The 17058-nt window shown below is 71.0% G+C and carries 16 protein-coding genes; 3 read left to right on the top strand and 13 right to left on the bottom strand.

Going from position 1 to position 17058, the window contains the following annotated elements; all coding sequences use genetic code 11:
- Positions 1–41: 41 nt before the first annotated feature.
- Positions 42–1151 carry a 3-isopropylmalate dehydrogenase gene (locus ACAX67_RS08505; protein WP_527890995.1) on the bottom strand — a complete coding sequence of 370 codons (1110 nt, stop codon included), beginning with the start codon at positions 1149–1151 and terminating at the stop codon, positions 42–44.
- A gap of 11 nt (positions 1152–1162) precedes the next feature.
- Complete coding sequence (locus tag ACAX67_RS08500) at positions 1163–1315, bottom strand: hypothetical protein (protein ID WP_370703378.1); 153 nt, start codon at positions 1313–1315, stop codon at positions 1163–1165.
- Positions 1316–1558: 243 nt separating this feature from the next.
- Between ACAX67_RS08500 and ACAX67_RS08495 the strand changes: the two genes are divergently transcribed.
- The 3 genes from ACAX67_RS08495 to ACAX67_RS08485 are packed head-to-tail and all read left to right on the top strand — an operon-like array spanning position 1559 to position 3754.
- Positions 1559–2128: an O-methyltransferase gene (locus ACAX67_RS08495; RefSeq protein WP_370703377.1), complete on the top strand. Its 570-nt coding sequence runs from the start codon at positions 1559–1561 to the stop codon at positions 2126–2128.
- A gap of 32 nt (positions 2129–2160) precedes the next feature.
- The gene (locus tag ACAX67_RS08490; RefSeq protein ID WP_370703376.1) at positions 2161–3009 is read left to right on the top strand and encodes a class I SAM-dependent methyltransferase; all 849 of its coding nucleotides are present in this window, start codon (positions 2161–2163) and stop codon (positions 3007–3009) included.
- Positions 3002–3754: a sialate O-acetylesterase gene (locus ACAX67_RS08485; RefSeq protein WP_370703375.1), complete on the top strand. Its 753-nt coding sequence runs from the start codon at positions 3002–3004 to the stop codon at positions 3752–3754. Before ACAX67_RS08490 ends, ACAX67_RS08485 begins: the two co-directional genes overlap by 8 nt.
- Before the next feature lie 12 nt (positions 3755–3766).
- On the opposite strand, the gene ACAX67_RS08480 is transcribed toward ACAX67_RS08485, so the two are convergent.
- The 11 genes from ACAX67_RS08480 to yczE are packed head-to-tail and all read right to left on the bottom strand — an operon-like array spanning position 3767 to position 16999.
- Positions 3767–4528 (bottom strand): FHA domain-containing protein, encoded by a 762-nt coding sequence (locus ACAX67_RS08480; RefSeq protein WP_370703374.1) that lies wholly within the window; start codon positions 4526–4528, stop codon positions 3767–3769.
- 2 nt (positions 4529–4530) lie between these two features.
- Positions 4531–5817 carry a vWA domain-containing protein gene (locus tag ACAX67_RS08475; RefSeq protein ID WP_370703373.1) on the bottom strand — a complete coding sequence of 429 codons (1287 nt, stop codon included), beginning with the start codon at positions 5815–5817 and terminating at the stop codon, positions 4531–4533.
- Positions 5810–7084, bottom strand: coding sequence for a PP2C family protein-serine/threonine phosphatase (locus tag ACAX67_RS08470; protein ID WP_370703372.1), 1275 nt, complete (start codon positions 7082–7084; stop codon positions 5810–5812). The genes ACAX67_RS08475 and ACAX67_RS08470 overlap by 8 nt, the downstream gene beginning before the upstream one ends.
- Positions 7081–9462, bottom strand: coding sequence for a serine/threonine-protein kinase (locus ACAX67_RS08465; RefSeq protein WP_370703371.1), 2382 nt, complete (start codon positions 9460–9462; stop codon positions 7081–7083). The genes ACAX67_RS08470 and ACAX67_RS08465 overlap by 4 nt, the downstream gene beginning before the upstream one ends.
- A complete protein-coding gene (locus ACAX67_RS08460) occupies positions 9459–10568 on the bottom strand; it encodes a hypothetical protein (protein ID WP_370703370.1) in 1110 nt (369 codons plus the stop codon). The genes ACAX67_RS08465 and ACAX67_RS08460 overlap by 4 nt, the downstream gene beginning before the upstream one ends.
- Before the next feature lie 17 nt (positions 10569–10585).
- Complete coding sequence (locus tag ACAX67_RS08455) at positions 10586–11605, bottom strand: transporter substrate-binding domain-containing protein (RefSeq protein ID WP_370703369.1); 1020 nt, start codon at positions 11603–11605, stop codon at positions 10586–10588.
- Complete coding sequence (locus ACAX67_RS08450) at positions 11602–12885, bottom strand: GlnX family signal transduction membrane protein (RefSeq protein WP_370703368.1); 1284 nt, start codon at positions 12883–12885, stop codon at positions 11602–11604. The genes ACAX67_RS08455 and ACAX67_RS08450 overlap by 4 nt, the downstream gene beginning before the upstream one ends.
- Positions 12882–14504 (bottom strand): AAA family ATPase, encoded by a 1623-nt coding sequence (locus tag ACAX67_RS08445; protein ID WP_370703367.1) that lies wholly within the window; start codon positions 14502–14504, stop codon positions 12882–12884. Before ACAX67_RS08445 ends, ACAX67_RS08450 begins: the two co-directional genes overlap by 4 nt.
- Positions 14501–15016, bottom strand: coding sequence for a hypothetical protein (locus ACAX67_RS08440; RefSeq protein WP_370703366.1), 516 nt, complete (start codon positions 15014–15016; stop codon positions 14501–14503). Before ACAX67_RS08440 ends, ACAX67_RS08445 begins: the two co-directional genes overlap by 4 nt.
- 7 nt (positions 15017–15023) lie before the next feature.
- Positions 15024–16256, bottom strand: a complete 1233-nt coding sequence (locus ACAX67_RS08435) for a toxic anion resistance protein (protein ID WP_370703365.1) — start codon at positions 16254–16256, stop codon at positions 15024–15026.
- A gap of 29 nt (positions 16257–16285) precedes the next feature.
- Positions 16286–16999, bottom strand: coding sequence for a membrane protein YczE (gene yczE / locus ACAX67_RS08430; RefSeq protein ID WP_370703364.1), 714 nt, complete (start codon positions 16997–16999; stop codon positions 16286–16288).
- Positions 17000–17058: the final 59 nt, after the last annotated feature.

Genomic DNA, 17058 nt, shown 5'->3' with positions numbered 1-17058 from the left:
GCCCTGGAACGGGAGCCGGTCGGGGCGATTCGGGGACCGGCTCAGCCAGCTACTCGGGCAGCGATGGCGTCGCCGACCTCGGGGGTCGAGCGCTTCTCGCCGGGCGCACGCGCGGCGAGGTCGTCGATGACGGCGGACTCGATGCGCGCCGCCGCCTCGGGGTGGCCGAGGTGGTCCAGGAGCAGCGCACCACTGAGGATCGCGGCCGTCGGGTCGGCGATCATCTGGCCGGCGATGTCGGGCGCCGAGCCGTGCACCGGCTCGAACATCGACGGCGCGGTGCGGTCGGGGTTGACGTTGCCGGAGGCGGCCAGCCCGATGCCGCCGGTGATCGCGGCGGCGAGGTCGGTGACGATGTCACCGAAGAGGTTGTCGGTGACGACCACGTCGAACCGCTGCGGGTCCGTCGCGAGGAAGATCATCACCGCGTCGATGTGGCAGTAGTCGGTCGTGACGTCGGGGAACTCGGTCGCGACCTCCTCGAACAGCCGCCACCACAGCGACCCCGCGTTGACGAGCACGTTGGTCTTGTGGACCAGGGTGAGCTTCTTGCGGGGCCGGCGCTGCGCACGGGCGAACGCGTCGCGGATGACCCGCTCGACGCCGTACGCCGTGTTCACCGAGACCTCGGTCGCGATCTCCGCCGGGGTGCCGGTCCGGAGTGCGCCACCGTTGCCGGTGTAGGGACCCTCGGTTCCCTCGCGGACCACCACGAAGTCGACCTCGCCCTTGCCGAGCACCTCGGTGGAGAGGGGCGAGACCGCTCCCGGGTAGATCCGGGAAGGCCGCAGGTTGACGTAGTGGTCGAGCTCGAACCGCAGCCGCAGGAGCAGGCCGCGCTCGAGGATGCCGGGAGGAAGGTTGGGGTCGTTGGGCTTGCCGCCCACCGCTCCGAGGAGGATCGCGTCGTGCTGCCGGATCTCGGCGAGCACGGAGTCGGGCAGCACCTCATGGGTGGCGAGGTACCGCTCTGCGCCCAGGTCGTAGCGGGTCTGCTCGAACTTCACGCCGTCGGGCGCCGCGACCTCGAGCACCTTGAGCGCCTCGGCCGTCACCTCGGGGCCGATGCCGTCACCGGGCACCACGGCGAGAGCCACGCTCCCCTCGACGGAGGCGGCCGGGCTGACGGACTGGTTGCTCTGGGAAGTCACGGTCGGAGACGTTAGTTGTCGTCAGGACGCAGGTCGTCCTCGTCTCGCAGGGCAGTACCGGTGGGCGTGTTGAACGCGGTCTGCAGCGCGTCGGAGCCGGCGCGGCGCAGCGGGTGGTCGGGGTCGTGCTTCGCAGGGCCCCAGTCCGGATACATCTCGTACATGACGGTCTCGCTTTCGTGCAGGGCTTCAGATCAGTGTGAGTGAGAAGCCATGCCGGCGAGGGGATGCACGCCGCAGCACACCGCGGCGAGGTGGCCTCTCTCAGGCCCCGCCGCGGCGCACGATAAGTACGTAGAAGTGCCGCATGGTGGGTCGAGCGTACGACGCCCGCGACCGCCTGTCCCACCAATTCCGCTCCTTGTTCGGATGTCGAGACACCGGTTACCGGGTGAAAGACTCCTTACATGAGCGCGCCCCCGGACCTGCCCGACGTGGTCAACCGCGCGTTCGACGTCTCCCGTCGCGCGGGCTACGTGGCCTTCTGCCGCAACGAGACCGGACGACTGCTGGCCACCCTCGCCGCCACCCGGAGCGGGATCATGGCCGAGTTCGGCACGGGCTGCGGCGTGGGCACCGCCTGGCTGCGATCGGGCGTGCGCGACAAGCAGGCCCGCATCCTCACCGCCGAGCTGGACCCGAAGCTCGCCCGCGCCGCCGCGGAGATCTTCGTCGACGACCCGCTGGTCGACGTGCTCACGGCCGACTGGTCGACCCTGATGGACAAGGGCCCCTACTCGCTGCTGTTCCTCGACTCCGAGCAGCCCAGCGAGGTCGGCGTCGACGCGCTGGCCGACCTCGTCGAGCCCGGGGGCATCGTGGTGCTCGACAACTTCTGGCCCTGCGAGCAGTGGCCGCCGATCTTCGCCGGGCGGGTCGACACGCTGCGCGAGGAGTGGCTGACCGACGAACGGTTCACCGCCGTCGAGATGATGGTCGCCGCCGACTCGTCGGTCGTGATCGCCACGCGCCGCTGACCTCACTGGGGCGGGTGGCCTAGTTTGGGGCCATGCCGGTCCTGCGCGTCATCGACCTCGACCGACGGAAGCCGGAGAGCTGCTACGTCCAGGCGGCACGGCGCAACGTCTACTCGCAGTTCGGCGAGGACGGCGTGATCGAGAAGATCTTCGAGGTCGTCGGGTCGACCAACCAGTGGTGCGTCGAGTTCGGCGCGTGGGACGGGGTCTACCTCAGCAACACCTGCCACCTGATCCGCGACCTCGGCTGGAGCGGCGTGCTGATCGAGGGCAGCGCGGCGAAGTTCGAGGAGCTCAGGGCCAACTACGCCGGCAACGAGCGGGTCCACCCGATCCTCGGGATCGTCGGTTTCGAGCGTGGCAAGGACTCCCTGGACGACCACCTCGCGACGACGCCGTGCCCACGGGACCTCGACCTGGTGAGCATCGACATCGACGGGGCCGACTACTTCGTGTGGCAGACGCTCAAGCGCTACCGGCCGCGCGTCGTGGTGATCGAGTTCAACCCCAGCATCCCCAACGACGTGGTGTTCATCCAGGACCAGGACATGTCGATCCACCAGGGTGCGTCGCTGGCTGCGATGGTCGAGCTCGGCAAGCGCAAGGGCTACGAGCTGGTCGCGACCACCAACGGCAACGGGTTCTTCGTCGAGGAGTCGCTTTTCCCGCTCTTCGGCATCGAGGACAACTCGATCGACGCGATGCGCGAGAACGTCATCGGGCGGATCTTCCACGGCTACGACGGCACCGTCTACACGAAGATGCGGCCGCTGCAGTGGGTCGGCCGCGGAGACTGGCGGCCGCCGATCGACGTCTTCCAGCTGCTCCCTCCCGAGCAGCGCAACTGGTACGACAAGCCCGACGAGGAGCCCGATGAGTGAGTCCCCGCGCGCCCGCCTGGTCCTCTTCGGCGGGCAGTCGAACATGCTCGGCCACCGGCTCGCGACCGGCGGCGCGAAACCGCGGTCTCCGCGGGTGCGCGCGTGGGACAACCGGGGCGCGGAAGGCCGGTGGCGCGTCGCCGAGCTCGGGCAGGCGCCGTTCAACGAGGTGGCCGGCCCCGAGGGCCGGGTCGCCAACAACCTCGCACTGCACTTCGCCGTACTCCTGGCGGAGCACCTCGACGAGGACGTCTACCTCGTCGGGCACGCGGTCAACGGCAGCACGATCCTCACCTGGGAGGGCGAGGTCGCCGAGAACCTCTCCCGCCTCGTCACCGAGACCAACTACGCGCTGCACAGCCCGGAGCTGGCGGAGCGTGGCGTCGACACGGTCGACACGATGCTGTGGCACCAGGGCGAGTCGGACGAGCCCGAGGCCACCATGGTGCCGACCCGCCTGCTGACGCTGGAGGACTACCGCGCCGCGTTCGAGCGGATGCGCGCCGCGCTGGCACGGCAGCCGTGGTGGACCGGGGAGACCCGCTTCATCGCCGGCGAGCTGGTGCGCGACGGCTGGCTCTCGGCACGCAACGACTTCTGGTCCGCCGGCGGCCTCGGCGGCCCGCGCGACGCCGTGGCCTCCTCCGAGGGCCTCGGTCACACCGGCGACGCCGCCCACTTCGACGGCGAGGCGCTGGCGACCCTGGGCCGCCGCATGTATGAGGCCCGGCTCCGCCTCCCCTGACCGCCGAGGCGGCTAGGTGAGCTCGCCGGGTGCGGGGCGGCGGATGACGATGCGGCTCCAGGCGCCGAGGTAGATCCGCTCGTCGGCGGCGACCTCGCGCTTCTCCCCCGGCGGGACCGGCTCGGTCGGCAGCGGGCCGAGCGGACCGCCGACGTAGGTGCCGTTGGACGAGCCGAGGTCCTCGACCCACCAGCGGGTGCCGTCGGTGGTCAGCTGGCAGTGGCGGCGGCTGATGCCGCTGTCGGTCGACAGGTCGATGTCGGGGTGGATGTTGCGGCTGCGCGAGGTGCGGCCGACGAGGATCGACGCCGTCCGCAGGGGTACGACGACGGGCACGCCTGCCGAGGGCAGCGGATCGGTCGAGTCCTGGTCGGCGTACCAGTCCGGGTCGATCCAGACCTCGGCCACCCACGCATCGGCCAGCGGGGGCGCGACGGACTTCGGGGTCTCCGCCGTCGGCGGATCGAGGTCGGTCGCCGTGGCCGTCGGGCTCGCCGCCGGCGTGGCGAGGTCGAGCGGCGACGGGGTCCGCGGCGCCTGCCCGGTCGTGAAGTCGTAGCCGCAGGCCTCGCAGAACAAGGCGTTGGCCGGGTTGACCGCCGAGCAGTTCGGACAGGTCGAGTCGCTCGGCGCCGGCGCCGCGGGAGGGGTCTCCGGGGCCGCCGGCGCGTCACCGGCGGGCATGGGGGCCGGTCCGCTGTCGGTGATGGGCAGCCCGCAGACGTCGCAGTAGTCGCTGGCTGCGGAGGTGTGGCCCGAGGGACAGGTAGGCAAGGTCAGCTCCCGGCCGGGCGGACCCGGGTCGTCTTCGTCGAAGCGGTGTCGAGAGCCATCTCATCAGCCTTCTCGACGGCTCGCTTGAGACGCACCGTGCCGTCGGCCTCGTTCTCGACGTCGACCACCTTCTTGAGCTTGGCCGTCGCCTCCTCGTTGCCGGTCGCCGCGGCGAGCTGCACGGCGCGGCCGAGCTTGGTGGTCGCGGTCGCGTCGTCGCCCGCCGCCCGGGCCGCGAGGCCCTCCTGGATCGCGGCGGCGAGCTCGGTCTGCCCGGTGTAGTGGGCGACCTGCTGGTCGATCTTCGCGGTCAGCTCCGAGTCGTTGGACCAGGTCGCCTTCACCAGGCCCTGGGTCACCACGTCGTCGCCCAGCGCCAGCTGCACCCGCGCCGCGAGCTGCTCCTGCCCGACCGCCTTCGCGGCCACGCGCACGGCGACGTGGTAGTCGCGCGACTCGTCGGCCCAGGCGCCGGTCGGGAAGTCACGGGTCAGCGGGTTGACCTGGGTGCCGCGGTCGGTGAGGTCCTCCAGCGTCGGCGCGACCTGGCGCACGAACAGCACCTGGGCGCCCTGCGGCGTCCAGATGCGCAGCTTCGCGTCGGCCACCCCGCGCGCCATCGAGGCCCGCATGATCTCCTGGAACTGCGCGCGCATCTGGTCGGGCCCGGGGATGAGGTCGACCGTGCCGAGGAGGGCGGTCGAGATGCGCCGCAGCTCGGCGACCTGCCAGTCGGTGCCGACGCCGCGGCAGTCGCACTGGAAGTAGCCGGTGGCGCGGTTGATCGCCTCGTCGAGCCGACCCGGCCGCTCCCGGTTCTCGCCGTCGGTCAGCAGCAGGGCGTGGCGCTGCGTCACCTGCGGCACCGACGCGAAGAGCTGCCCCGCCAGGTCGAGCCAGGTCGAGATCGCCGTGCCACCACTGCCGACGAACCGCTCGATAGCGGCGTTCGCGTCGCGTCGGGTGTCGTCGCTCATCTGGACGAGCGCGGGCCCGCTCGTCACCGGCGGGTAGGCCAGCATCGCCCGGTCGGCCCCGGCGATGACCGCGAACCAGGTGCCGTCGGCGATCTCCGCCAGGGCTGCCTGCGCGGCGTCCTTGGCCGCCTCCATGGTCGCGGGTCCCATCGAGCCGGAGGTGTCGACGATGACGATCTCGCCGGCGCCCCCCGAACCGGTCTGGCCCGCGGTGCCCGCCCCGGCGCAGGTGATCGTGACGATCGCGTTGACGTCCGTGCCCCCGTCGGGGAGGAACTCGTTCTGGTAGACGCTCGTGGTGAACTCAGCCATCGGTGGGCGCTCCCTCTCCTGCTGGTGCCTCGGTCGGTGCGGGCGGTGCGGTCGGTCCACCGGCATTCTGCACCGGGGGCGGTGACGGCGGAGCCGCGGGCGGGGGCGGCGGCGGGGGCGGGGGCGGGGGCGCAGCAGCCGCCGCCGGGGGCAGGTCGCCCACACGGGCGAGGGCGACGGTGATGTTGTCGTGTCCGCCGGAGGCGTTGGCGAAGTCGAGCAGGTGGCGCGCGAGGTCGTGGGGCTGCACCGGCCCGGCCGCCTGGACCTGCGCCTTCATCGCCCCCGCGTCGGAGGCGTAGTTCCACAGCCCGTCGGAGCAGGCCATCACCCACCCGGGACCGGTCACGTCGAGGCTGCCGACGCTCGGGACGATGTCCTGGGCGTCGCGACCGAGCCACTTGGTGATCGCGTGGGCCTGCTCGCTGTGCTCGGCGGTCTCGCGGTCGATGCCGGAGGCGATCTGCTGCTCGGCCACGGAGTCGTCGAGGGTGAGGGCGACCGCCTCGCCGTCGTCGGGCACCCAGTAGCACCGGGAGTCGCCGACGTTGGCGTGGCTGATCCGGCCGTCCTCCAGGACCGCGCAGGTGAACGTGGCCGAGGCCGGGTTCGGGGAGTCGGGGTCGGTCACCGCGATGATCGCGGTGTTGGCCGCCGCGACCGCGTCGGCGAAGACCTTCGCGACCGCAGCGTCGCGGCTCTGCGGGGTGCCCATCCCCGCGGGCAGCGGCGTGCGCAGCACCTCGCGGGCAGCATGGGCACCCGCGAGGGAGGCGACGTCGGAGTCGGTCGAGGAGGAGACGCCGTCGAGCACGATGAGCACGGCCCGCGACCCCGGGTTCGCGCCGGCAAGCAGCGCCATGGCGTCCTCGTTGCGGGCCTTGGTCACGCCCTTGTCGCAGACGCCGGACACCCACGTGGCCGGGTCCTCCTCGAAGTGGTCGCGCTCGCTCGGTGCCTTCGTGCCGCACTGCAGGCAGTAGAGGTCGGGGCCGACCTCTCCCCCGCAGTTCGCGCACGGGCGCCGGCCGCTGCCCTGCACCGGGTCGGGCAGGGCGTCGACCGGTCGTCGCGTCGGGGCGCTGATCGGCGCGTCGCCCAGCGGGTCGGACGATCCGTCGGCCGGCGCCATCGCGGGAGGCGCAGCGGCGGCGTCGCCGACCTGCGCACCGCACGACTCGCAGAAGCGCACGCCGGACGCGAGGTCGGCGCCGCACGACGGGCACACGGTGCCGGCCGGGGCGGCGGGAGGGGGCTGCTCGGTCATGTCAGGCTCCAGTTCCGCACGGCGTTGGCCTGGTTGACCAGGTCGACGCGCTCGTCGAGGTCGTTGGTGTCGCGGGCGAGCAGGCGCAGGGCGCCCTCGATGCCCGAGCGGATCTCGCGTTCGGAAGCCGGGACGGACCCGATCTTCACGCCGGCCCGGGGCGGGTTCTTCGCCACCGCGGGCAGGGCCTCCTTGAGGATGCGCACGGTGTAGTGCTGCCGGACCGAGGGACTGACCGACGATCCTTCGATGGTGCGCATCGCCTGGTCGAGCACGGCGAGGTCGCTGCCGCTTCCCGCGAGCAGCACCTCCGCGCGCTGCTGGCGGCTCTCGGTGTAGCCACGGCTGGTCGTCGGCACCAGGTCGAGGGCGGCGACGGCGCCCGGCGTGTCCCCCCGGGCCGCACGGACGCGCGCCATGCCGAAGGCCGCCGCGGCGACGTACGACGCATCGGTGCTCGCACACGTCTGGTAGAGCCCTTCGGCGACCTCGGGCTGCGCGCCCTTCTCGCACGCGAACGCCAGCGCCAGCTTCGGTGCGAGCTCCCCCGGCACCTGTTGGTAGACCGCGTTGAACGACGCCTTCGCCGTCTCCCAGTCCTCCTGCTGCACGGCGGCGAGCCCCTGCATCCACAGCGCCCGCCACTCCCACGGGTCGGCCGAGAGCAGGTTGCCGGCATAGCTGTTGGTCGCGGCCACCTCCTTCAGCGCGAGCGCGGCCTTGCAGCGGGCCAGCCACACCTCCGCGGAGTCCTCCGGCGCTGCGTCGAGCGCCTTGAGCCGCTGCCGCGGGTCGTCGTTGCCGATGGTCGACAGCCAGCCGTACTGCGAGTCGGTGGTGTCCTCCCGCAGCCGCGGCAGCTCGCTCCACTCGGTGATCGGGCGGGACACCTCGGGAGCCTCGAACAGCACGGAGGCGGCGGAGGTCAGCGCGGTTCCCTGGTGGGTGCGGGCGACGACCTCGCGCAGCACGCCGAGCATCTGCGTGCGCAGCTCGTCGGCCGAGGCGAACCGGTCGGCCGGGTCCTTGGCACAGCACTTGCCGATGAGCTGGTAGAGCGAGTCGTACTGCTGGAAGAGCGGCGTGGAGTCGACGGGCGGGAGGCTGGCCAGGTAGGTGCCCTGGTAGCCGCGGAACTCCATGCAGAGCACCAGCAGCGTGCGGCCGATCGTGTAGATGTCCGAGGCGATCGACGGACCGACCTGGGCCACCTCGGGCGCCTGGTAGCCGACCGTGCCGTAGATCGCCGACTCGTCGTCGTCGAGGCGCCGCACGCCACCCATGTCGATGAGCTTCATCGCGTCGCCGACCTGGATCATGTTGTCGGGCTTGAAGTCGCAGTAGACCAGCCCGAGGTCGTGGAGGTACTGGAAGGCCGGCAGCAGCTCGATGATGTAGGCGAGCGCCTGGTCCACCGGCAGCGGGTCGTAGGCCCCGCCGTTGGCACGCATCCGGTCCTTGAGGATCTCCTTGAGCGACTTCCCGCCGACGTACTCCATGACGATGTAGCCGGCACCTTCGTAGGTCACGAAGTTGTAGATCTCGACGATCGCCGGGTGCTCGACCTGCGCGAGGAACTGCTGCTCGGCGATCGCCGCCGCGAGCGCGTCGGGGTCGCCGGAGTTGAGCAGGCCCTTGAGCACGACCCAGCGGTTCGAGACGTTGCGGTCGCGGGCGAGGTAGATCCAGCCGAGCCCGCCGTGCGCCAGCGCGCCGGCGACCTCGTACTGGTTGGCGACCAGGTCGCCCTGCTTCAGCTTCGGCGTGAAGGAGAACGCCTGGCCGCAGTTGGGGCAGAAGCCCTCGCTGCGTCCGGGCCGGCCGTCGACGCTGCGTCCGACGGCGTTGCCGCACTTGGCGCAGCTGCGCTTGTCCTCGGGCACCTGCGGGTTGGCGAGGATCGCCTTCACCGGGTCGAGCGGCGGCGCCGGCGGGACCGAGGTGAGACCGGCGCCGATGCGGGCCGCGCGCATCCGCTGCGAACCGGTGCGCGTGCGCCGCGTCGCGCCGCTGCCGCTCCCGGCCCGCTTCGACCCGATCGCCGCGGACTGGATCCGGCTCGACGAGGTCGCCACCGACGCGTCGTTGCCGCCGACGGGCTGGGCCTCGAGCACCGGCGGCGCGTCGGCCGCCGACCCGCAGACGTCGCAGTAGCCGTCGAGGATCTTGCCGCTGCAGCCGGGCTGGGCGCACGGCGTGCCGTTGGGCACGGCCGACGCCGGCACGGTGCCGGTCGCGGGCGCGTCGACGGTGGCGGTCGGGATGCCGCTGGCGGCCGGGGCCGCGCCCGCGTCACCCGCCATGCCGCAGACGTCGCAGTAGCCGTCGACGATCGTGCCGGTGCATCCCGGCTGCGTGCACGCGCTGCCTGTGGTCATCGGGCGGTCTCCTTCTGAAGCCAGGTCTGGTAGGTCGCGACCATCTGCTGGGCGACGGATATCGGTGCGGGTCGCCGGGCGAGCACGGCGCGGGCCTGCTTCTCGCTCTCGACCAGGTCGGGACTTCCGGCGACGCCGTGCGCCGTGGCCTTGGCGACGTAGGCGTCGAGCAGCGCGACCAGGTCGCTGTGCTCGGCCAGGGCGTCGGCGTACTTGTGCTGGGCGAACTCCAGCGCCTGCGACACGCGGTCCAGCCTCGCGAGGTAGGCGTCGATCTCGTCGGGCGTCACCGGCACCGGGCCGAGCGCGTCGACGTCGGGTACGGCGAAGCGCGGTGCCGTGTCCACGGTGGCCACGCACTGGTCGGCCAGCTTCTGCAGCGCCTGCTCGCGGGCCTCGAGGTCGGCGCGGAGCTCCCGCGCGGAGAGCACCTTGTCGCGGGCGTCGCGACGACGCGCGTTGCCGACGATCAGGTCGCGCTCGAACGTGGTCGCCTCGACCTCGAGCGGGCCGAGCAGGCCGCCCACGTCGGCGCCCCGCTCCATCCGCTCGGAGACCGAGTCCAACCGCAGCATCAGGCCGGCCAGCGTGCGGGCGGCGTCGTCCTGCGTGACCGCCGGCTCGAGCCCGACCTGGTCGCGGATCCGCTCCAGCTGCGCACGCAGGTCGCGAACGCGCGCCGCCTGCGCGCCGGCGTCGGGCGCGAGCGCGAGCTTGGTCTTGAGCTGCCCGGTCATCGCGTCGTTGAGCCGGCACGCCTCGGGCAGCGACACGGCCAGGCCGCCCGGCATGTCGGTCGCCCCGTCGAGCCGGCCCCAGATGAGCGCGGAGATCTGTTCGCGCTGCTGCTGGAGCACCCGGCCGCCGTCCCAGGTCGCGAAGACCAGCTGGTAGCGGTCGTGGATCGCCTTCCACAGGGCCATCAGCAGCCCCATGTCGCCGGCGAGCTCCTGTCCGCGGCCCGCCGCGATCGCCGCCTGGTCGAGGTCGGCGAGCTCGTCCTGGCGCGTGCGGATCCACCCGTCGAGGTCGACGACGTAGCGCTGGATCAGCGCCGGTTCGATCGCCTCGCCGAGCCTGCCGGGAGCGTCAGGGGCTGTGGTCATGGAGAGTGCGGTCACTCCTAGCGGTAGGGGAGGTACGGAGGCGGCTGCGTTGCGCCGCTGCCCAGGTAAGTCGCGAGGTACTTGTTGTAGGCCACCTGCCAAGCGCCATTGCGCATGTTTTCCAGCACTGCGTTGACGTATCGCACCAGGTCGATGTCGTCGCCGTTCGCGCCGATGCCGTAAGGCTCAGGTTCCAAGGAGGTCTGACACGCCGTACCAGGCGCGATGGTCGGGTCATCGCACGAGGGCGGTACAACGGCGTAAGGGTCCTGTGCGGCCAGGCCAGCCAACACGGTGTCGTCACCCGTGATCGCATCGACTTCACCGCGCTGGAACTTCACCAGGCAGCCGGTGTGGGTGACGGCAGGCGAGAGAATCGGCGACGGATCCACACCCAGCTTGTCGGCTTGGGTCTGGATGTTGGTCAGGCTGGTCGATCCGATCGGAGCGCACACTCTCAAACCGGCGAGGCTCTGTAGCCCTTCATACTTCTCGGCGAGCGACGGCGTGACGAGGACCTTCTGGGTCGCCTCGTAGTAGATCTGCGAAAAGGCGATCTGCTGCCACCGGTCACACGTGACGGTGAAGTTGCGAATGACGAGGTCGACGACGCGGTTCTGGAGATCACCAATCCGATCACCGGCCGTGATGACCTTGAACTGGATGTTCTTCCCCAGCTCGAAGTCGGAGCCGAAGATCGCCTTGCCGATGGCCTTGGCGAACTCGATGTCGAACCCCTCGATCCGGTTGTCATTCTGCGGGTTCTCCGCGGCCATCTGGTAGGTGTCGGCGGAAACTCCCACGATGAGGCGTCCTCGCTTCTGGATGCGTTCGACGGCGCCACCCGCAACGACGTCACTGCTCGGCGCGTAGGACCGGTAGTCCGCATCCGTCGTCGTGCATGGCGGCTTCGACGGCGGCGAGGTCGGGGCCGCCTCCGGCGGCTTCGGCAACGGCGTGTCGTCGTAGCCGCAGGACGCCAGCAGCGCGGCGAGCGTGCCGAGGGCGGCCAGTCCGGCGGTCAGGCGGCGGTTCATGCGTACTCCTTCCGCCGGGCACCGATACCTCGGGCGATGGCGACGGCAGCGACGAAGCCGAGGACGAGCGTCAGGAGACTGCCGATGAGGGCGATGCCGCGACCGGCTCGCAGCTCGTCGGTCGTGGTCCTGCCATTGTCGTCGACGAGCTTCTGTGCGGCCTTGTCGAAGGCGTCGAAGGCGGTCGTGGACTCACCCGTCGCGCTCCGGATCGCGGGTTGGCGGATGTCTCGCTCGTCGTTGTCCACGATCTTGGCGTGGATGTCTGCATAGGTCCGCCAGTCGTCCAGGATCGAGTCGGCGGCTTTGCTCGTGACAACCTTTGCCGCCGCGATCCACGGATCCTCGTACTTCGCACCCGACCCGCGATTGAGCAGGCGGAGGCTCTCGTTGGCCTTGGCATCGTTGCCCGCAGTGCGTGCCGCGGCCTGGTCGACCGCCACCTTGAGCTGCTTGTTGAGGAGGTCGTCGTTCTGGTTGTCGCCGCGCCACGCGGCGATGGCCGCCACCAGCGTCACCAGGGCCACGATCGCCATGGCCACGGCCACGCCGACGTTGAGGTAGCGGCGGAACCGGCGCGCCAGCATCATGCTGATCCACACCAGGACGGTCAGGGCGACGATGCCGATCAGCAGCAGGTAGAACGGGTGCTGCCCGGCCATCGAGTCCTCGGCCCGCTGGGTGTTCGCGTCGACGAGATTGGTCAGGATCGGCACAGAGTCATCGCGGAGGGCCTGGCTGGCCTCACTGACGTACTCCTTGCCGATCGGGAAACCCTGCCGGATGTTCGCACGCGCCTGCGCGATCGCGGTCGCGTAGTCGTTGACCTGCACGTTGAGCGCGGCGAGCGCCTTCTCGTCGGCGGACTGCGCATCGGCCGCGGCGGCGATCTGCTCGAGGACGTCGGTCAGCGCGGCGTCGTACTGTGCCTCGCGAGCGTGGTCGCCCTCTCCGCCGATGAGCACCAGGTTGGTGGCGATCGCGTCGAGCTCGAGCAGGTTGGACTGGATCTCCTGGATCCGCACCAGCTGCTCCGTGTCGTCGGCCGCCCGGCCGTCGGACTGGTAGGACAGGAACTGCACGAGGCCGCTGAGGAGGCCGAAGAGCAGCACGGTCGCCATGCCGGCGATCTGCAGGCGGTTGAGCAGGCGCGGGGTGTCGGCGACACCGGCGCCCACCGGCTTCCCGGTGGGCGCGGGCCAGAACCGCTGCGAGGTGCGCGGCGCGGGCAGCTGCTCGGCGACCGCCGGTGGCGGGGGCGCTGCTGCGGACTGCGTCATGAGGTCTCCTCCTGCGGCTTCTCGACAGGTTCCTCGGCGGCGCCCGCGGCGGGCTCCTCCACCGGCTTCAACGGATCGACCACCCCAGGGGGTTCCGCGTCGGCGGGCGGGACCAGGGTGCCATCCGGTGCGATCGCCGGCTCGGCGGGCCGACCGGCCTCGCCGGTCTCGACCTCCTCCGGCGTCACGATGTCGGACGGTTCGAGCGAGCGCAGCTGCTCCACGGTCGGCTCGGCGACGTCACGCAACCGCCAGGCGTGCTGCCCGATCGCGGCCTCCAGGATGTTGCGCACGTAGCGGCCGTTGCCGAACGACGGCCCCCGCACCACCCCGCCGAGGATCTCGCGCAGCCGCGCGACCACGTCGTCTCCCGCGTCGTAGTCGGCGGCCGTGGCCATCTGGCTGAAGATCGAGACCAGCTCGTCGTCGGTGTAGTCGTTGAAGTCGATCGTGGTGCGGAAACGGCTCTCGAGACCGGGGTTCTCGGAGATGAAGACAGCCATCGGCAGCGGGTAGCCCGCCACGATCACGACCAGGTCGTTGCGCTTGTCCTCCATCTCCTTCACCAGGGTGTCGATGGCCTCCTTGCCGTACTGGTCGCCCGAGAGCGAGTAGGCCTCGTCGATGAAGAGCACCCCGCCCTCGGCGGACTTCACGACGTCGGCCGTCTTCTGCGCGGTCTGGCCCAGGTAGCCCGCCACGAGCTCCGACCGGTCGCACTCGACGAGCTGGCCCTTCGAGAGCAGCCCGAGCGCGCGGTAGATGCCGGCCACCAGCCGCGCGACGGTCGTCTTGCCGGTGCCCGGGTTGCCGTTGAAGACGAGGTGCCGGGTGATGGTCGGGCTCTCGAGGCCGGCCTTCTTCCGCAACCCCTCCACCCGGAGTACGGCGGCCTGTCGGTGGATCTCGTCCTTGACGTTCCGCAGCCCGATGAGGGCGTCGAGCTCGGCGAGCAGCTCCTCGACCGACTTGGTCGGCTCCTCGGGCTTCGGCTCCTCAGCGGCGGGCTCGTCGGGCTCCTGGGTCGCCGTCTGCGCGCCCGCCGCGGGTTCCTCGCTCGGGGTGGCCTCGACGCCCGGCATGGTCGGCGCGGCACCACCGAGCGCCTCGAGCTGGCTCTTCACCTGCTCGCCCATCCGCTTGACCTGGTCGAGCAGCTCGTCGCCGACCCCCGGCACCGGCTGGCGCACGGGCGGGAGGTCGAAGGAGCTGCCGCCGCCCACGGAGGTCGGGGCCGTCGTACCGGACTGGGCGGCGAGGATCGTCGCCGCCGCGCCGCGGGCGTCCGGACCCGGCTCGCCCAGCTCCTGGGCGGCGACGGCGACGTCGGTCAGCGCACCGGCGTAGTCGGCGGCGTGGTCGGACTTCTCCAGCAGCAGCTGGTGCAGCAACGGGGTGGGACCGCCGCGGAACCGGTTGCCCTGCTTGGCGGCGAGGAAGAACTCCTCCGCACCGCCGGGCCGCCCGGTCGCGGTGCCCCAGGCGAGGAACGCCCCCTTGGAGCGCTCGGCGATCGTCGCGGCGAGCGCCTCGCCCTCGGCACGGGCGGCGGCCTCGTCGACGCCGGCCGTGTGGGCGGCCGCCACGACGCCGTCGAGCGCTTCGGTGAGGGAGGTCATGGGGTCCCCAGGTTGAGGTCGGGGCCACCCGTGGAGGAGTGGCCGAACTTGGCTTCGAGGAACCTGCCGTGCGCGATCAGCGCCTGCGCGTCGGCGCGGTTGGCGGCGTCGAAGATCTTGTCCATCGTCACGCCGAGCAGCTCGAGCTGCTCGATGAGCACCATCAGGGAGGTCTTGTTGCCGTCGACCGGGCGGGTGTCGGCCCACTCCCGGGGCAGCCGCAGGTAGCCGCCGACGGCCTCGGGGAGGTACTCGGTCGCCGTCGCCATCAACGAGTAGCCGTCGTAGCTCCCGACGCCGAGCTCGGCCAGCCGCGGCAGCGTCTGGGCGATGGTGCGCGCGATCTTCACCACCCGCGAGATCACGACGGGCGGTGCGTTGCCCTCCTGCAACATCGCGTTGACGCGGTTGAGCGCCACCAGGATGTCCTTGTCGGTCGGCGGGGGCGGGGCGACGTACGTCGCCTCATCCTCCTTGCCGCGGGCCTTGCGGAGCCACGACCCCAGTCCCACGTGTCGTTCAGCCCGTGATGTCGAGGGTGCCGGCGGCGTTGCGCTGATCGTGCTGCTGGACGCGGTCGAGGTAGGCCTGCGACTTCTGGACCTCGGTCTCGAGCACGCCGATCGTCGTCGACATCGTGTCGAGGGCCTTCGACTTGAACTCGTCGATGGAGTCCATCGTCGCGTAGATGTTGGCGAAGGCCGCCTGCAGCTGCTCGATGCCGATGGTCGAGGAGGCCGCCTGCTCCTGGATCTTCGCGGAGTTCTCCTTGAGCATCTCCGAGGTCTTCTGGATCAGGTTGGACGTCGTCGTGTTGAGCGCCGTGATCTGGTCGAGCACCAGCTTCTGGTTGCTCAGCGCCTGGGCGACGATCACCGCGGTCCGCAGCGCGGAGATCGTGGTCGTGGTCGCCCGGTCGACGCCCTTGATGAGCTCGATGTTGTTCTTGATGATGATGTCGATCGCCAGGTAGGCCTGGATCGAGACCGCCAGCTGGGTGAGCAGGTCCTGGTGCTTCTGCCGGACGTAGAACAGCACGTCCTGCGACAGCGTCTTGGCGCCCTCGGGGTCGCTCAGCTCCATCTCCGCGATCTTCGCCGACAGCTTGGCGTCGAGCCGCTCGGAGACGTAGATGTACTGGTTGAGGCGCCCCATGACGGCCCAGAGGTTCGTCTTCTCGAGGTTGAGCGCAACGTTGTCCTTCGTCAGCTCGTCCTGGCCGCTGCGCAGGTGGTGCAGGATGCCGTTGAGCTGGCTCTGCGAGGACTGGTACTTGCGGAAGTAGTCCTCGATCTTGTCGTTGAAGGGCAGCTTGTCCCACCACTTCTTCGCACCCGTGGCCTGGCCCGGGTCGAGGTCCTCGATCGTGCGGCGCAGCTCCAGCAGCGTCTTGCCGACGTCGGAGCCCTGGGAGATGCCGCCCTCCTTGAGCGCGGTGACCGGCTTGTCGAGCATCCGGTTGGACGTCTCGGCCGCCTTGCGGATGTCGGCGTCGCCCATCGTGCGGACGTTCTCGGCCTGGGCGGCGAACCCCGGGCTGCCGGGCTTCTCCGTGCTCAGGGCGGTGAGGAAGGTGTCGACCTTGGCGTCGAGCTCGGGCACCATCTCGGCGGAGACCTGGGGTGCCATCTTGGGCGCCGCGGTCTCGGTGACCGGCGCGGGCGCCTCGGGCGCAGTGAGGGTGAGGACCGGCTCGGGCGGGGCGAGAGGGGCCGGCTCGGGCGCAGCGGCCGTGGAACCATCGGTGGTCATGGCCTGAGACTATCCAGCCGCACCACCGTCTATGCAGGGTTGGCCGGGGCAATTCCCTCGATCGGGCTAGCGGCCGCGCCGCCCGGGACGTCGATGTCGATCAGGCACATCGGGAGGAAGACCTGCGTGAGCGGCCCGATCGTCAGTGCATAGACGACCGTGCCCACGCCGAGAACCCCTCCGAGGGCGAGCCCGACCAGCACGACGACGACCTCCAGGGCCGTCCGCACGAGGCGGAGCGAGAGGCCGGTGCGGCGTGCGAGTCCCGTCATCAGGCCGTCGCGCGGGCCACGGCCGAGCTGGGCACCGATGTAGAGACCGGAGGCGATGCCGCAGAGGACGACGCCGCCCACCATCAGCGCGATCCGTGCGGCCATCGCGCTCGGTGCGTCGAGGAGGGCCAGCGTCGCGTCGGCGGAGAAGCCGACGACCAGCGCGTTGGCGATCGTCCCGATGCCCGGCTGCTCGCGCAGCGGGATCCACAGCACCAGCACGACGAAGCTCATCACGACGACCGCCTGGCCGAGCGTCAGCGGCACGTGGCGGATGAGGCCGGAGTGCAGCACGTCCCAGGGCGCGAGGCCGATGTTGCCGCGCACCATCAGGGCGAGGCTGACGCCGTAGAGGACCAGGCCGACCATCAGCTGCGGCAGCCGTCGGCCCAGCCGGCCGGCGCGGAGCTGGGCGAGGAAGCCCAGGTCGACGAGAGCGCGGGGCGGAGCGGTGACGGGTGCTGCGGTCATGCCCTCGATCGTCGCGCAGAGTGGTCTGGTTTCAAATAGCCACTTGTGATCTACTGGCC

The sequence above is a fragment of the Nocardioides candidus genome, from assembly GCF_041321175.1.
GTDB lineage: Bacteria > Actinomycetota > Actinomycetes > Propionibacteriales > Nocardioidaceae > Nocardioides.
The sequence above is the reverse complement of the archived record's forward strand: the minus strand, read 5'-3'. Positions and strand labels throughout refer to the sequence as shown.

What these genes read in the sequence shown, in the direction of transcription:
- ACAX67_RS08500 (WP_370703378.1), bottom strand. Translation starts at nt 1,315, where the DNA reads ATGTACGAGATGTATCCGGACTGGGGCCCTGCGAAGCACGACCCCGAC.
- ACAX67_RS08495 (WP_370703377.1), top strand. Translation starts at nt 1,559, where the DNA reads ATGAGCGCGCCCCCGGACCTGCCCGACGTGGTCAACCGCGCGTTCGAC.
- ACAX67_RS08490 (WP_370703376.1), top strand. Translation starts at nt 2,161, where the DNA reads ATGCCGGTCCTGCGCGTCATCGACCTCGACCGACGGAAGCCGGAGAGC.
- ACAX67_RS08485 (WP_370703375.1), top strand. Translation starts at nt 3,002, where the DNA reads ATGAGTGAGTCCCCGCGCGCCCGCCTGGTCCTCTTCGGCGGGCAGTCG.
- ACAX67_RS08475 (WP_370703373.1), bottom strand. Translation starts at nt 5,817, where the DNA reads ATGGCTGAGTTCACCACGAGCGTCTACCAGAACGAGTTCCTCCCCGAC.
- ACAX67_RS08470 (WP_370703372.1), bottom strand. Translation starts at nt 7,084, where the DNA reads ATGACCGAGCAGCCCCCTCCCGCCGCCCCGGCCGGCACCGTGTGCCCG.
- ACAX67_RS08465 (WP_370703371.1), bottom strand. Translation starts at nt 9,462, where the DNA reads ATGACCACAGGCAGCGCGTGCACGCAGCCGGGATGCACCGGCACGATC.
- ACAX67_RS08460 (WP_370703370.1), bottom strand. Translation starts at nt 10,568, where the DNA reads ATGACCACAGCCCCTGACGCTCCCGGCAGGCTCGGCGAGGCGATCGAA.
- ACAX67_RS08455 (WP_370703369.1), bottom strand. Translation starts at nt 11,605, where the DNA reads ATGAACCGCCGCCTGACCGCCGGACTGGCCGCCCTCGGCACGCTCGCC.
- ACAX67_RS08450 (WP_370703368.1), bottom strand. Translation starts at nt 12,885, where the DNA reads ATGACGCAGTCCGCAGCAGCGCCCCCGCCACCGGCGGTCGCCGAGCAG.
- ACAX67_RS08445 (WP_370703367.1), bottom strand. Translation starts at nt 14,504, where the DNA reads ATGACCTCCCTCACCGAAGCGCTCGACGGCGTCGTGGCGGCCGCCCAC.
- ACAX67_RS08435 (WP_370703365.1), bottom strand. Translation starts at nt 16,256, where the DNA reads ATGACCACCGATGGTTCCACGGCCGCTGCGCCCGAGCCGGCCCCTCTC.
- yczE (WP_370703364.1), bottom strand. Translation starts at nt 16,999, where the DNA reads ATGACCGCAGCACCCGTCACCGCTCCGCCCCGCGCTCTCGTCGACCTG.